The sequence below is a fragment of the Kribbella sp. VKM Ac-2571 genome, assembly GCF_004362255.1.
Taxonomy (GTDB): Bacteria; Actinomycetota; Actinomycetes; order Propionibacteriales; family Kribbellaceae; genus Kribbella; species Kribbella pratensis.
The window spans coordinates 98,825-112,926 of the sequence record NZ_SNWS01000019.1; the positions used below are offsets into that span (position 1 = coordinate 98,825).

Here is a 14,102-nt window from a genome sequence, read left to right on the forward strand (position 1 = left end):
GAAGCAGAAATGGAAGAAGTGGTGGTGGGGTGACGCGGGGCCACCCGTTCAGCCTCCCGCCGCGTCGACCCTGGCGATGAAAGAGTGCAGTTATGCAGGGACCGTCGCGTGTGGTGCTGGATGCCTTCGGCGTGGCTGAGCCGCCTACTCGGTTGGCCGGGGGACAGGGGGAGACCTGGCGGTCGGGAGCGGTCGTGCTCAAGCGCGCCGACGCGGAGTCCGGATGGCGCGCCGAGGTGCTGAACAGCTTGCCGGAGTCTGGCGACTTCCGGGTACCGCGGCCGGTGCGGGCCCGGGACGGCGCGTGGGTCGCGTTCGGGTGGGAAGCCAGTGAGCTGCTGGTCGGTGCGACAGATGTGCGGCGACAGGACGAGATCCTCACCGCCGCGGCCGCGTTTCATGAGGCCGTCGCCGGGCTGCCCCGACCGGAGTTCATCGACACCCGCCACGATCCGTGGGCGGACGGCGACCGCGTCGCCTGGCGAGAACAGTCGGTCGACGGAAGTCCGGCGTACGTCGACCTGGTCGGGCCGCTCGTTGCCGCGTGGCGGCCGGTGGACCTGGCGGCGCAGGTGGTGCACGGTGATCTGCCGGGAAACGTGATGTTCGCCGACGGTCTCCCGCCGGCGATCATCGACTGGCCCGTCTACTGGCGACCGCCGTCCTGGGCAGCGGCTGTCGCCGTCGCCGACGCACTGTGCTGGTACGCCGCCGAACCGGAGCTCGCCGCACGATGGGCGCATCTGCCCGAGTGGGGCCAGATGCTGGTGCGCGCACTGATCTACCGCATGACGACCGATGACCTCGCCGGCGGTGCCTCGACCTGGACGGACGACCGCCGCGCGGCCTACGCGCCGGTCATCGAGCTCGCGCTCTCGTACGCCGGCTGACTGTTCCTGCCCGCAGCCCGGACAGCGAGCGGAATGGTGCCGAAGGCAAGCACTCCGAGACCCGCGCCGATCCAGCCGACCGCGGAGTAGCCCGCGCCCGCGTCGAGCGCCAGCCCGCCGAGCCAGGGGCCGACCGTGATGCCGACGTTGAAGGCCGAGATGTTGAAGGCGGCGGCGAGCGTCGGGGCGGATCCGGCGACGCCGAACACCCGCGAGTTCACCGCCGGGTTGGTGGCGAAGCCGAACGTCCCGACGCCGATGATCGCCGGGATGGCGAGCCACGGAGTGCCGGTCGCGAGCGCGAGCAGGATCGCCGCGGCGACCACTCCGGTCAGGCTGATGACGAGCGTGCTGAAAGGTCGCCGATCCGCGGTGCGTCCGCTGATCGTGATCCCGACCAGCGCGCCGACGCCGTACAGCGCCAGGATCACCGGCACCCAGGCCGCGGACAGCCCGGTGGTCTCGGTGAGCAGGGGAGCGAGGTAGCTGAAGATCACCAGGATCGCGCCGGTCGACAGCGCCGTCGTCCCGTACGCGAGCCAGAGCTGCGGATTCGCCATACTGCGCAGCTCGAGACGCAGCCGGGGAGCGCTCTGTCCGCGTCCCCGCGGGATGGTCGCGGCGACACCGCCGATCGCGAGGACCGACAGCAAGGCGACCCCCCAGAACGCCGACCGCCAACCGAGGTGCTGACCGAGCAAGGTCCCCGCCGGCAGCCCGACGATCGTGGCCACGGTGAGCCCGCTCGCCAGGACGCTCATCGCCTTCGCGCGCGCTTCGGGACCGGCCAGTTCGATCGCGGTCACCGAGGCAACCGCCCAGAAACCGGCGTACACGAAGGCGCCCGCGACGCGGGTGGCGAGCAGCACGCCGTACGACGAGGTGAGGGCGCCGGCCACGTGTGTCAGCGCGAAGATCGTGAGGAAGGCGAGCATCGCGGCGCGCCGGGACCAGCGCAACGTCGTGACGGCCAGGATCGGTGCGCCGACGAGCATGCCGACGGCGAACGCGGAGATCAGCAACCCGGCCGCGGGGATGGAGACGTTCAGATCGGTCGCGATCTCGGGGAGCAGACCGGCGAGCATCAGCTCGGACGTGCCCTGGGCCAAGATCGCCAGGCCGAGCAGGTAGACAGCGCGGGGCATCGGAGCCTCTCAATATTAGATCGATCGGTTCAAAATCTGGGCGTGCCGAACCGATGGTCGGTAGGAATCAGAAACTGCGCAGCGTCGCCTCGACGACGACCCGCTGACTCTCGGGTGTCGCGCCACGGCGGGCGGCCACGCGCAGGCCGCCGAGGACAGTGAAGACGTACGTCGCGAGCCCGGCCGCATCCTGCTCCGGGTCGAGCTCACCCGCGGACTGCGCCGCCTGGATAGCGGTCGTCAGTGCGGCGAGTTTCGCCTCGTGGTCGCGATCGAGGAGATCGACGACCTCGGCGTCCTTCGGGCCGAGCTCCACGATCGTGTTGATCACGAAGCAGCCGGCCGGTTCCTCGGGATCCGGCTCGACCGCGGTCCACAGGATCCGCCGGACCCGCTCGCGAATCGGCAATCTCGAGTCCTGGATGATCTCGAGCTGGGCAGCGGTGAAGCGGTCGACGTACCGCCGCAGCGCACGGTCGAACAGATCGCGCTTGCTGGTGAAGGTGTTGTAGATGCTGCTCCGGCCGAGCCCGGTCGCCGCGCAGAGGTCCTGGGTCGAGGTGGCCTCGTAGCCCGATGTCCAGAAAACCCGCATCGCGGCATCCACGGCCCGGTCCTCGTCGAAGGTCCTCGGTCTCGGCACGTCGCCGAGCTTAGCACGTTATGGACCGATCGATCCAAAACAGACTGCCCGACGGCTGAACTTGCTGCGCCGATAGCATCTGGGCATCGAGGCGAGTGCCGGATGCTCTTCGACAGGAGCGCAGGCGCTCGCCTTCACTTGGGGGCACCGTTCAACGATGAACTGGGGAGCAATGTGAGGTTGTTCAGACCTGGGGGGCTCGCTCTTGCCCTTGGCCTGGTCGCCGGAGTCGCTTTGAGCGGACCGGCCACCGCTGAAGACACCAAAACCGTCTCGTACCGCGGCTACCAAGTCACCGTCCCGGCCAGCTGGCCGGTCGTCGACGTAGCCGCCAACCCAACCACCTGCGTCCGACTCGACCGCCCAGCGGTATACCTGGGCCGCAGTACGGCGCAGGCCAACTGCCCGGCGCACCTCGTCGGCCGGAGCTCCGGCCTGATCCTGGAGCCGCTGACCACGTCGCAGCGGTCCAGCGACGGGCTGCTCCGCCGCGCGGTCGCCGACGCGGGCGTGCTGGCGACGGCGTATTACGCGCCAGGTGCCGAGCGTACGGCCAGCGACCTGCTCGCGACCGGCCGGGTGGTGACGAAGACGTCGTCGGTACGAGTCGCCGAGCAGGCGGCCGTGTCTCCCACGATCGTTGCAACAGGCAACTTCGCGGGCCAGGGTTTCGACGCCTGCGACGCGCCGCCGCAGTCCACCATGGACGCGTGGCGGCCGAACTATCAGGGTATCGGCATCTACATCAGCGGCGGAGTGCGTACGTGCGCCACGCAGCCGAATCTGACCCCGGACTGGGTCGCGACGAACGCCGCGAAGGGCTGGCAGTTCCTGCTCCTCGACGTGGGTCTACAGGCGCCGTGCACGACGAGGTTCCCGGCTGCGAGCCGCATCTCGCCCATCCTGTCGACGGCGGTGACCCAAGGCCGGAATGCTGCGATCAACGCGGTGGCGGCGGCGCAGGCGCTCGGGTTCGCGCAGCGGAGCGCGATCTACAGCGACATCGAGGGCTATCCGTCGACTGCCGCGTGCAAAGCGTCCGTCCTTTCGTACTTGAGTGGCTGGACCCAGGAACTGAACTCGCGGGGGTACCTCGGCGGTGCGTACGTCAGCGCCTCCTCGGGCGGCGCCGATCTTGCCAGCGCATACACCAGTACGGCGTACACGCGACCGGACAACATCTGGTTCGCGCACTGGGGCTACACGCCCGTCGGTTCGACTCGCTACATCCCGGATACCTACTGGAACAATCACCAGCGGGTGCACCAGTACGCCAACCTGACTGAGACCAACGGTGGCGTGACGCTGAATATCGACAAGAACTACCTCAACCTGACGGCTCCGCCGCCTCCGGTGAGTAGCTTTAGCGTGTCGGGTGGGGTCGCGGCTGCCACGCTGCGGTGGACGAAGCCGGCCACCACGACGCTCGGGCAGATCATGGTCCGCGCTGCGTCGGGCTCGACGCCGCCGCAGCTGCCGACGTCGGGTACCCCGATCTACAACGGCACCGCGAGCATGTTCACCCACACAGGGCTGGCGAACTCGGCCAGCTACGCGTATCGCGTGTGGGTCAAGGACAGCAAGGGCAAGATCGGCCCGGGCGTCGACGTACGACTGGTCGGGTCGAAGGCGACGATCGGGGCGAGCGCGGCCTCCATCATGTACACCGGCGCGGTGACGCTCTCGACGGCCGTGACCCGGCTCGACGGCGCCAAGCTGGCCGGAGTACCGGTGGTGCTGTACGCGAAGGCGAAGAACGCCAGTAAGTGGTCGACGGTCGGCACGTTCACCTCCGACGCCAACGGTGTGGCGAGGGCCACGCCGAAGCCGGCGGTGTCGACGTACTACATGTGGGGCTACAACGGTGCGACCGGCGTGCTCGGGACGCGGAGCGCCGCGGCGCTCGTGCAGGTTCATCCGGCGATGTCGGCGTACCTGACTCCGGCGGCCATCAGGCTCGGCGGATCGACCTTGCTGTACGGCTACCTGAACCCGCCTCATGCGGGTACGACGGCGTACCTGCAGCGTCGCTCCGGTACGTCGTGGGTGGCCGTGACGACCGGCAAGCTGACGACGAACGGGAAGTACGCGTTCTCGATCAAGCCGACCGCACGCGGCACGTACACGTACCGCGTGGTGTGGCTGGCGGACGCCGACCACCAGGGCACGCAGACGGCGTCGAAGGTCCTGACCGTCAGTTAGGCCAGGCTAGACGAGGGCGGCCGCCGCACTCTGCGCGAGCTCGATCGCGTGCGCTGCAAGCGGTGAGTGCGTGCGGCCGGCCTGCCACAGCAAGACGATCTCTCGCGGCGGGAGTTCTGGCGTGAGCTGATGCAGCGCCAGACTCTCGTCGTCGCGGAGTACGGCGAGACGCGGCATCAGTGCTGCACCGAGGCCCGCACGGACCATCGCGAGGAGCGCCTCGTTGCCCTCGGTGCGGAACACGACCTGCGGGCGGATGCCGCGGGCGTTCAGGAAGTCTTCGATGACGGCCTGGTGGCAGATCGCGGGATGCGCGACCAGCGACAGTCCGTCGAGCATGTCGAGTGGGACCGGCCCGGCCGGGAAGTCGCCGGGCCTCGCGACGAGGAAGTACGGGTCGTCCAGCAGTTTGAGGTTCTCGATGCCGTCGCCGCCCCGGCCGTCGAAGAACATCAGGTCGAGCCCGGCGAGGTCGGGATCATCGGTCTCCTCCTCGAACAGCCGGATGTCACACCCCGGATGCGCGTCGCGGAGTCCGCGGATCACCTGCGGCAGCAGCGTGTTCGACACGGTCTGGAACGTGCCGATGTCGATTCGGCTGTCGCCGGCCCGGAATCGCTCGATCCCATCGCGCATCTCGTCGGCGCGACGCAGCAACTCGCGTCCGTGCTGCAGAACGACGGTGCCCAGCGGGGTGATCCGGACCGGCTTCGGCCCGCCGGGCCGGTCGAACAGCGGACCGCCGGCCGCCTTCTCCAGGACCGCGATCTGCTGGCTGACGCTCGACTGCGTGTACCCGAGCCTGTTCGCGGCCCGGCCGAACGACCCCTCGTCGGCGACAGCGGCCAGCGTCGCCAGATGACGTAACTCGTACATGTAGACACTCTATCGCCGATGGCGATCGCTTTGATCAGGATCAATCGCTTTTCACGATGATCGCCCGCTTCTACGGTCGAGGCATGACAACTTCCGCAACTTACGCAGTCAACAACGTCGAACTCAGCGCGGAGACGTACGGCGACCCGGCTGATCCCGCGGTCCTGCTGATCCACGGCGCCGGAGCGTCCATGCTCTGGTGGGACGCCCGGCTGTGCACCGAGCTGGCGGCGCGCGGCCGCTTCGTGATCCGCTACGACCAGCGCGACACCGGCCGCTCGACGTCGTTCCCCACCGGCGAACCGGGCTACGCGATGAGCGACCTGGCGGCCGACGCCGTCGGTCTGCTCGATGCACTCGGCGTCGAGCGGGCGCACGTGGTGGCGCAGTCGATGTCCGGCGGTACGGCGCTGATCCTGGGCGTCGACCATGCGTCACGAGTCGCTTCGCTGACGTTCGTGTCGACGAGCACCGGTGACGACGGCCTCCCGCCGCCATCGCCCGATATGCCACGGTTGGGTACGCCGGACTTCGCGGACGCCGCTGCGGTCGAGGAATACGTCGTACGGTCGATCGAAGCCGAGGCGGCGGGTCACTTCGACGAGGCCGAGGCCCGTGCCCTGGTGCGGGAGGACATGGCGCGAGCGCGGAACTACGAGGCCTCGCTGACGAACCACTTCGCGATGACCTTCGACGGGCCGCGGAACGGTGGCTTCGGCGACCTGGCGATGCCGGTCCTCGTGCTGCACGGCGATGCGGATCCGCTGTTCCCGCTGCCGCATGGCGAATCGATCCGCGATGCGGTGCCAGGCGCTCGGCTAGCAGTGCTAGCGGGCATGGGACACGGACTGTCCGCGCCGTACTGGAAGGCGTTTGTCGACGAGCTCGTCAAGCACACTGAGGAGAGCTGATGAAGTTCGCAATCTGGCTGCCGCTGTTCGACGAGTTGTCCGATCCGGTCGAGGTTGCGCGGCTCGCGGCGGCGGCCGAGGAGGCCGGATGGGACGGGTTCTTCCTCTGGGACCAGTTGTGGTGGCGGGAACCGATCCGCGAGGTGTCGGACCCGTGGATCACGATGAGCGCCATGGCGACCGCCACCGAACAGTTGCGGATCGGCCCAATGGTGTCACCGATCGCACGCCGGCGACCGACCAAGTTGTTGCGTGAGACAACAACCCTGGACCGGCTCTCGGGCGGCCGGCTGATCCTCGGCGTCGGGCTCGGCAGCGACCGGTTCGCGCAGGAGTACTCCAAGACCGGCGAAGAACTGGACGACCGGAGGCGCGCCGAGCGGATGGACGAGACGCTCGACATCCTCACCGCAGGGTGGACGGGGGAGCCGGTCAACCACCACGGTAAGCACTACCTCGTCGACGACGTCCGGTTTCTGCCGCGTCCGGTGGCCGGTCGAGTGCCGGTGTGGCTCGCCGGATTCCCGGGTAATGCGAAGCCGGTCCGGCGGGCGGCGCGGTACGACGGATTCTTCCCGGTGAACCTCACGTCACCGGATCAGGTGGCCGAGCCTGCCGCCGTACTGCGGGAACTTCGGGGCGATCTGGACGACTACGACATCGCGGTGGCCCTGGAGCCGTCGGTCGATCCACGCCCGTACGCCGAGGCGGGGGCGACGTGGTGCCTGATGGACGTCGACCCCGCGACGCTGCGGCTGGCCGACGTACGCGCGATGATCGCGGCGGGGCCCCAGAGCTAGCTGAATCACGATCCATAGGTGTCTAATCGAAGGGAAGCGGCAATACGGAGGAGCGCATGGCCACTGTCAGCGGGCATGCCGGAGTCACCGAGCGCACCTCGACCGCTGCCGAGGTGGGGCGGCGGCCGCTGGGGCAGGTGATCGGCCGGCTGTTGTCGACGACCGACCACAAGGTGATCGGCCAGTTGTACCTCGTCACGTCGTTCGCGTTCTTCCTGATCGCCGGCGTGATGGCGCTGGTGATCCGCGCCGAGCTGGCCGAGCCAGGCCTGCAGATCGTGAACGAGGAGGTGTACAACCAGCTCTTCACGATGCACGGCACGATCATGCTGCTGCTGTTCGCGACGCCGCTGTTCGTCGGGTTCGCCAACGTCATCATGCCGGTGCAGATCGGGTCTCCGGACGTGGCTTTCCCGCGACTGAACATGTTCAGTTACTGGTTGTTCCTGTTCGGCGGGTTGATCACCCTCGGCGCGTTCCTGAGCCCGGGCGGGGCGGCCGACTTCGGCTGGACGGCGTACGCGCCGTTGAACGGAGGGATGCGATCGCCGGCGATCGGGGGAGACCTGTGGATCATGGGTCTGTGGATGGCCGGTCTGGGCACGATCCTGGGCGGCGTCAACTTCATCACCACGATCATCACCATGCGCGCTCCCGGCATGACGATGTTCCGGATGCCGATCTTCTGCTGGAACATCCTGATCACGTCGATCCTGGTGCTGATCGCGTTCCCGATCCTGGCGGCGGCGCTGCTGGTGCTGGAGGCGGACCGCACGCTGGGCGCGCACGTGTTCGATGCCGCGAACGGCGGTGCCCTGCTGTGGCAGCATCTGTTCTGGTTCTTCGGGCATCCCGAGGTGTACATCATCGCGTTGCCGTTCTTCGGCATCATCACCGAGATCCTCCCGGTGTTCAGCCGCAAGCCGATCTTCGGGTACTACGGCCTCGTCGCGGCGACGCTCGCGATCGGGGCGTTGTCGATCGCGGTGTGGGCGCACCACATGTTCGTGACGGGCGGCGTGAACCTGCCGTTCTTCTCGTTCATGACGTTCCTGATCGCCGTACCGACCGGGGTGAAGTTCTTCAACTGGATCGGCACGATCTGGGGCGGGTCGGTCTCGATGGACACGCCGATGCTCTGGTCGGTGGGGTTCCTCGTCACGTTCCTGTTCGGCGGTCTGACCGGGATCATCCTGGCCTCGCCGGCGCTGGACTATCAGTTGAACGACTCGTACTTCGTGGTCGCGCACTTCCACTACGTCGTGTTCGGCACGGTGGTGTTCGCGATGTTCGCCGGGTTCTACTTCTGGTGGCCCAAGCTGACGGGGCGGATGCTCGATGAGCGGCTGGGCAAGTTGCACTTCTGGTTGCTGTTCGTCGGCTTCCACACGACGTTCCTGGTGCAGCACTGGCTGGGGGTCGAGGGGATGCCGCGGCGGTACGCCGACTATCGCGCAGGCGAGGGCTTCACCGTGCTGCACCAAGTGTCGACGGTCGGCGCATTCGTCCTCGGGGTCTCGACGTTGCCGTTCCTGTACAACGTCTACAAGTCGCGCCGCACGCCACGGGTGGAGGTCGACGACCCGTGGGGCTGGGGCCGCTCGCTGGAGTGGGCCACGAGCTGCCCACCACCCCGCCACAACTTCGAGAAGCTGCCCCGAATCCGCTCAGAGTCCCCAGCCTTCGACCTCCACCACCCCGACCTGGCCATCAACGCCCACGGCGAAGAACTCGAGGTCTGACCCACCCGCACCAAGCCGCTCCTCCACGCGGCGAGCACGACTCCGCGCTGCCGAGCCACCGCGCCGCCACCGGCCACGCCTCCCGGGAGCCGAATCTGGGGAGGATCTCCTGCCCACATCGGAACAAAATCCTCCCCAAACCACCGCCACCGGGCTGACCCGCCGCCGCCCGGCGCTCCCGGCACCCGGGGGTCCCGCGACCCGGCGGTGCCGGCACCCGGCGGTCCCGCGACCCGGCGGTCCCGGCACCCGGCGGTCCCGCGACCCGGCGGTCCCGGCACCCGGCGGTCCCGCGACCCGCTCGTGCGCCGCCCGGAGCCGATCCGCTGGAGCTGCCGGCACCCGCACTGATCACCCACTAGTGGAGCACGGGAGTCGGTGATCCGGTGCGTTCGTATCCGTGGTCGGCCGATCCGGCCCGACCCGGACGCCCGCCCTTTCCGGAACATTTTCGTCACCGGCTGGCAATTTTGTTCCGCAAACCACCACAACGGATCAGTCACAAGCGCCGCCGCCGGTTATCCCTCAAGCGCAGCGTTTCCCCTCGCATACCAGCAGAGAACCTCACACCCGAGAGGGCGCTGCATGCTCGACGACCGGCGGGACGTGGTGACGGGGCGGGCCTGGGACGGGGCTTGGTGACGGGGCTTGGTGACGGGGCTTGGGGACAGGGTGTGGTGACGGGGTGGGCCTGGGACGGGACGGGGCTTGGTGACGGGGCTTGGTGACGGGGCTTGGGGACAGGGTGTGGTGACGGGGTGGGCCGTGGGGCAGGGGTTGGGGACGGGGCGTGCGGGCAGGGCTTGGGACAGGATCTGGTGTGTGGGAACAGGCAATACCGGGTGCCGACCCACGATTGCCTGTTGCACGAGACCCGATCGGAGTGAGCAGCACCCGCGCATCGGACGTCGAGCCGGATACCCCCGGGCGTTGTGGGCACTCCGTTGATCCCATTCCCGGCGTACCCGAAGACGTGCTCTCTCGCCTCGCCTACCAATGGGGAAGGGCTGATGGATATCCCGTGGGGTGGGGCAGCGAACTCGCTGCGTCGAAGAGGAGGGCAGCGGTTCGGCTAGCGTGCGTTGCGAGGCCCTTCGGCGGGATCGATTTACGGGAGGCGCGCGAGGAGGCGGGTTAGTTGTTGTTGGGTGTGGTGGGGGGACGGGCTGGTGGAGGCCAGGAGGTCCAGTGCTTGGGTGTAGGCCTCTACGTCGTCGCGTTTGTCCAGGTAGAGCGCGCTGGTCAGGTGTTCCAGGTAGACGATGTCGGGCAGGTCGCGTTGCGGGAAGCGGAGCAGGCTGAAGGCGCCTCCGGTGGCGGCGTGGCCGGGGCTTTCGAGGGGAACGATCTGGACGGTCACGTTCGGGCGGGTGATGGCTTCGCGAAGCGCGTCGAGCTGGCTCCGCAGTACGTCGGTACCGCCGATCGGCCGGTGCAGCACGGACTCCTCGATGACTGCCCAGAGCTTGAGCGGCGGCTCGCGGTCGAGCACCCGTTGCCGGCGGGTGCGCAGGGCGACCACCCGCTCGATCTCATGGTCGGAACGAGCGCCACCAGGCGTGAGCTGCGCGACGGCGCGCGCGTAGTCCGCGGTCTGCAGGAGGCCGGGCACGAACTGGATCTCGTACGTCCGGATCAGCTCGGCGGTCGCTTCGAGCCCGAGATACGAGTCGAACCACTCGGGCGTGACGTCGCCGTACCGGTGCCACCAGCCGGGGTCGTTCGCCTCGCGGGCCAGCTGCAGCAGCCGATCGCGCTCGCGGGCGTCCTGCACGCCGTACAAGGTCAGCAGATCGGAGACGTCCCGTTCCTTGAACCCGACCCGGCCGAGCTCGAGGCGGCTGATCTTCGACTCCGAGGCGCGGATCGCCCAGCCGGCATCGGTGCGGCTGACGCCGGCGCGCTCACGCAGCTCCCGCAGATGACTCCCGAGCATCATCCGCAACGCCGTCGGCCCCACCACACTTCGCCCCGCCATATCCCGAGTCTACATGATTATCGAACAAATGTTCCCATGCAATCTCAACCCACCCGGCTCCCCACCAGCAGCGAATTCCGCAGGTCCGGCAACACCACCTCGGCCGCCACGAGCCGCGGATCGCCGAAGAAGAACTCCCGCTTCGGATCGTGTTCACGGTACGGCGAATCAGCCGGCAGCACGTCCACCGGCGTGATGTCGTCGTTCACCAGCCGCCCGCCGATCCGCAGCAGGTCCACGATCCGGCCGGGCTGTTGCCCGCCGTCCGCGAAGAGCAGATCGAACGGCGCTCGCCGCCCCAACTCGTCGAACGAGTCCCCGTGCACCACCTCGACCCGCGGCTCGTCCGCGAACACCCGCCGAGCCGCGGCCACACGGGTCTCGTCGACCTCCACGGTCACCAGACGGCAATCGGCCGGCATCGCCGATGCCATCCACGCCGCCCCGAAGCCGACACCGGTTCCCGCCTCACCGATCAGGCCGCCAACACACCCGGCCGCCAGGACGGCAAGGAATCGACCCACTTCCGGCAGGCAACAGGACGGACCGGTTCCTTCCCGCCGCAGCGGCATCCCGACTTCAATGGCCGCGTCCTGGGCTCGCTGCACGAGCGGAGGGAGGTCGGACATGGGAGTTCAGTCGCGTAGGTACTCGGCTCGCCAGCGGAGGACGGTTGGGTCGGCTGGGCTGGGGGACTGGCTGAGTTGGATGAGGCGGAGATCCGCGCCGGCGAACGACTGGATGGTTGCGCGTGTGAGGGGCCAGGGTGGGCCTTCGACGGCGTCGTCGGGCTGGTCGTCCGGGCGGGCGGCGGCGATGACGAGCAGCGTGCCGCCGGGTGCTACGAACTCGGTGACGTGTTTGACGGCCTCGGGCTGCAGGGCGATCGGGAGCGCCTGCACGGTGTAGATCTCCACCACGAGGTCGAACGCGCGCGGCCAGTCGGGCGGTGGCGCGAGCAGATCGGCGACGCGATAGTGCACCTTCGAGCCCGGGTGATTGCGGACCGCGGTCTCGATCGCGGTGGGGGAGATGTCGAACGCGGTGGTGTCGTACCCGCGGTCGGCGATCAGCTCGGCGTCCCACCCAGTGCCCGCCCCGACGATCAGCGCCGTCTTGTCCGCACCGTCCGGCGCGGACTCCTGGACCCACTCGGTCAGCAACTGGTGCGCCGTACCGCGATCCCACGGGATGACCGCGGACCCCCCGGCGGCCGCGGCGTACAGATTCTCGAACCAGCCGGTCGGGTCGTCCCGATCAAGCGACTCGCGCGCGATCCGCCGCGACACGACATCCGGGTCCTCACTCATCGCCCACACTCTCTTCCGCGCCGGGTCCGAGGTGAATCTCGCGCACCGTCTGCACGGTATCAACGTCGGCAGGACGCTTGTCCTCGCGATACCGGATCACCCGCGCGAACCGCAGCGCCATCCCGGCCGGATACCGCGGTGAGGTCTGTACGCCGTCGAACGCGATCTCCACCACCACCTCCGGCCGGAGATAGACGGCCCAGTCGTTCCGCCGTACGGCGAGCTCCTGGAACCGCTCCGTCTGCCACCGCAGCAGCTCGTCCGTCAGCCCTTTGAACGTCTTCCCGAGCATCACGAACTCGCCGGTCTCCTCGTCCCGCGCGCCCAGATGCAGGTTCGACAACCAGCCCGTCCGCCGCCCGTGACCCCACTCCGCCGCCAGCACGAGCAGATCGAGCGTGTGCGTCTGCTTGACCTTGACCCATCCCGAACCGCGCCGGCCCGCCTCGTACGGGACGGTCAACGACTTCACCATCACACCCTCGTGCCCGCGGCGCACGGCATCCGCGAAGAACGCCTGACCGGCCTCCGCATCGTCGGTCACGAGTCGCGGCACCCGCCGCTCCTCAGGCACGAGCTTCGCCAGCCACTCGTGTCGCGTGGCACCGTCGAGCCCGAGCAGGTCCTCGCCGTCCTGATGCAGGATGTCGAAGAAGTACGGCGTCAGCGGGACAGACTCCGGCCCCGTCGCAGCCCGGGTCGCCGTCCGCGACCCCGTCACCTGGAACGGCTCCGGTCGTCCGTCGGCGCGCAACGCGATGAGTTCGCCGTCAAGCACGACCTGCTGTGCATCGAGCGCGAGTACGGCGGTCGCCACCTCAGGCACCCGTGTGGTGATGTCGTCCAGCGTCCGCGTGTAGACGACGACCTTCCCGCCGTCCCGGTGCGCCTGGATCCGGATCCCGTCCAGCTTCCACTCGAGCGCGGCCGGCGTACCCGTCTTCTCCAACGCCTCCGCCACACTCGTTGCCGACTGCGCGAGCATCGGCTGCACCCCGCGACCGACCTCGAGCCCGAACTGCGCGAGCCCCGCCTCGCCCTCGGTCAGTACGGCGACCGCGACCGGTGCGGCCGCCCCGCGCAACATCGCCGCGGCCCGGATCTTGTTCAGCGGAATGCCCGTCGCTCGCGCGACCGCATCCGCCATCACCCCGTCGAGCGCACCCTGCCGCAGCTCACCCCCGACGAGGAGCCGCAGGAACCGCTGCTCGTCCGCGGTCGCCCGCGCGAACAACCCGTCCACCGCAGCCCGTCGGCGGGCCTGTACGCCGGTGCCCGACATCTCCGCCAGCTCCGCGAACGTCGCGTCGACCTCCTCGACCGTGATCGTCGGCTCGGCAGCCGGCTCCGGCGTGTCCATCAACGTCCGCCAGCCGACCCCGGTGCGCCGCTGCCGCAGCTCGCCCGACAGGTAGGTCACGACGATCTCGATCGCGGCCGGTTCGGTGGCCTTGGACAACAACCCCGCGATGAACTCGGCCTTCTTCAGCCGCGACCGGGTCCCGGCCAGCGCGGCCGACGTCTCGACCACCTCGGTGAGCAACATGTTCCCAGTGTCACTCAACCCGCCGACAGTTCCGGGCACCGCAACTTTGTCTCGACAAC

12 protein-coding genes are annotated in these 14,102 nt (G+C 68.7%); 5 read left to right on the top strand and 7 right to left on the bottom strand.

What is annotated here, in order from left to right; all coding sequences use genetic code 11:
• Positions 1 to 92 precede the first annotated feature (92 nt).
• A complete protein-coding gene (locus EV651_RS33455; RefSeq protein WP_238157359.1) occupies positions 93 to 890 on the top strand; it encodes a TIGR02569 family protein in 798 nt (265 codons plus the stop codon).
• Here the strand turns inward: EV651_RS33455 and EV651_RS33460 are convergent.
• Together EV651_RS33460 and EV651_RS33465 are read right to left on the bottom strand one after the other, a co-directional pair.
• A complete protein-coding gene (locus EV651_RS33460; RefSeq protein WP_133789263.1) occupies positions 848 to 2,035 on the bottom strand; it encodes a Cmx/CmrA family chloramphenicol efflux MFS transporter in 1,188 nt (395 codons plus the stop codon). The two genes, EV651_RS33455 and EV651_RS33460, sit on opposite strands and share 43 nt — an antisense overlap.
• A 67-nt stretch (positions 2,036 to 2,102) precedes the next feature.
• Positions 2,103 to 2,678: a TetR/AcrR family transcriptional regulator gene (locus tag EV651_RS33465; RefSeq protein WP_133789264.1), complete on the bottom strand. Its 576-nt coding sequence runs from the start codon at positions 2,676 to 2,678 to the stop codon at positions 2,103 to 2,105.
• Positions 2,679 to 2,858: 180 nt separating this feature from the next.
• On the opposite strand from EV651_RS33465, the gene EV651_RS33470 reads away from it, so the two are divergent.
• Entirely contained in the window at positions 2,859 to 4,880 is a 2,022-nt protein-coding gene (locus tag EV651_RS33470; protein ID WP_370353793.1) for a glycoside hydrolase domain-containing protein, read from the top strand.
• Positions 4,881 to 4,886: 6 nt separating this feature from the next.
• Here the strand turns inward: EV651_RS33470 and EV651_RS33475 are convergent, their stop codons facing one another.
• A complete protein-coding gene (locus EV651_RS33475) occupies positions 4,887 to 5,756 on the bottom strand; it encodes a LysR family transcriptional regulator (RefSeq protein WP_133789266.1) in 870 nt (289 codons plus the stop codon).
• Between the two features lie 83 nt (positions 5,757 to 5,839).
• Here EV651_RS33475 and EV651_RS33480 point away from each other — a divergent pair, with 83 nt between their 5' ends.
• From EV651_RS33480 to ctaD, 3 genes are read left to right on the top strand one after another with little or no spacing between them, the layout of a single operon-like run.
• Positions 5,840 to 6,667 (top strand): alpha/beta fold hydrolase, encoded by an 828-nt coding sequence (locus EV651_RS33480; protein WP_133789267.1) that lies wholly within the window; start codon positions 5,840 to 5,842, stop codon positions 6,665 to 6,667.
• On the top strand, positions 6,667 to 7,467 hold the full coding sequence (locus tag EV651_RS33485) for an LLM class flavin-dependent oxidoreductase (protein WP_133789268.1): 801 nt from the start codon (positions 6,667 to 6,669) through the stop codon (positions 7,465 to 7,467). The genes EV651_RS33480 and EV651_RS33485 overlap by 1 nt, the downstream gene beginning before the upstream one ends.
• A gap of 56 nt (positions 7,468 to 7,523) precedes the next feature.
• A complete protein-coding gene (gene ctaD / locus EV651_RS33490; protein ID WP_133789269.1) occupies positions 7,524 to 9,209 on the top strand; it encodes a cytochrome c oxidase subunit I in 1,686 nt (561 codons plus the stop codon).
• A 1,108-nt stretch (positions 9,210 to 10,317) separates the two neighbouring features.
• Here ctaD and EV651_RS33495 read toward each other — a convergent pair.
• The 4 genes from EV651_RS33495 to EV651_RS33510 all read right to left on the bottom strand — a co-directional run bounded on the left by EV651_RS33495 (position 10,318) and on the right by EV651_RS33510 (position 14,043).
• Positions 10,318 to 11,187, bottom strand: coding sequence for a helix-turn-helix transcriptional regulator (locus tag EV651_RS33495; RefSeq protein ID WP_133789270.1), 870 nt, complete (start codon positions 11,185 to 11,187; stop codon positions 10,318 to 10,320).
• A 44-nt stretch (positions 11,188 to 11,231) separates the two neighbouring features.
• The gene (locus EV651_RS33500; RefSeq protein ID WP_166658877.1) at positions 11,232 to 11,711 is read right to left on the bottom strand and encodes an O-methyltransferase; all 480 of its coding nucleotides are present in this window, start codon (positions 11,709 to 11,711) and stop codon (positions 11,232 to 11,234) included.
• A 111-nt stretch (positions 11,712 to 11,822) separates the two neighbouring features.
• Positions 11,823 to 12,497, bottom strand: a complete 675-nt coding sequence (locus tag EV651_RS33505) for a bifunctional 2-polyprenyl-6-hydroxyphenol methylase/3-demethylubiquinol 3-O-methyltransferase UbiG (RefSeq protein ID WP_133789272.1) — start codon at positions 12,495 to 12,497, stop codon at positions 11,823 to 11,825.
• Positions 12,490 to 14,043: an ATP-dependent DNA ligase gene (locus tag EV651_RS33510; protein WP_133789273.1), complete on the bottom strand. Its 1,554-nt coding sequence runs from the start codon at positions 14,041 to 14,043 to the stop codon at positions 12,490 to 12,492. The genes EV651_RS33505 and EV651_RS33510 overlap by 8 nt, the downstream gene beginning before the upstream one ends.
• Between the last annotated feature and the right edge of the window lie 59 nt (positions 14,044 to 14,102).

Coding starts and splice junctions, on each gene's coding strand:
- EV651_RS33480 (WP_133789267.1), top strand. CDS start 5,840: ATGACAACTTCCGCAACTTACGCAGTCAACAACGTCGAACTCAGCGCG.
- EV651_RS33460 (WP_133789263.1), bottom strand. CDS start 2,035: ATGCCCCGCGCTGTCTACCTGCTCGGCCTGGCGATCTTGGCCCAGGGC.
- ctaD (WP_133789269.1), top strand. CDS start 7,524: ATGGCCACTGTCAGCGGGCATGCCGGAGTCACCGAGCGCACCTCGACC.
- EV651_RS33455 (WP_238157359.1), top strand. CDS start 93: ATGCAGGGACCGTCGCGTGTGGTGCTGGATGCCTTCGGCGTGGCTGAG.
- EV651_RS33495 (WP_133789270.1), bottom strand. CDS start 11,187: ATGGCGGGGCGAAGTGTGGTGGGGCCGACGGCGTTGCGGATGATGCTC.
- EV651_RS33475 (WP_133789266.1), bottom strand. CDS start 5,756: ATGTACGAGTTACGTCATCTGGCGACGCTGGCCGCTGTCGCCGACGAG.
- EV651_RS33505 (WP_133789272.1), bottom strand. CDS start 12,497: ATGAGTGAGGACCCGGATGTCGTGTCGCGGCGGATCGCGCGCGAGTCG.
- EV651_RS33510 (WP_133789273.1), bottom strand. CDS start 14,043: ATGTTGCTCACCGAGGTGGTCGAGACGTCGGCCGCGCTGGCCGGGACC.
- EV651_RS33485 (WP_133789268.1), top strand. CDS start 6,667: ATGAAGTTCGCAATCTGGCTGCCGCTGTTCGACGAGTTGTCCGATCCG.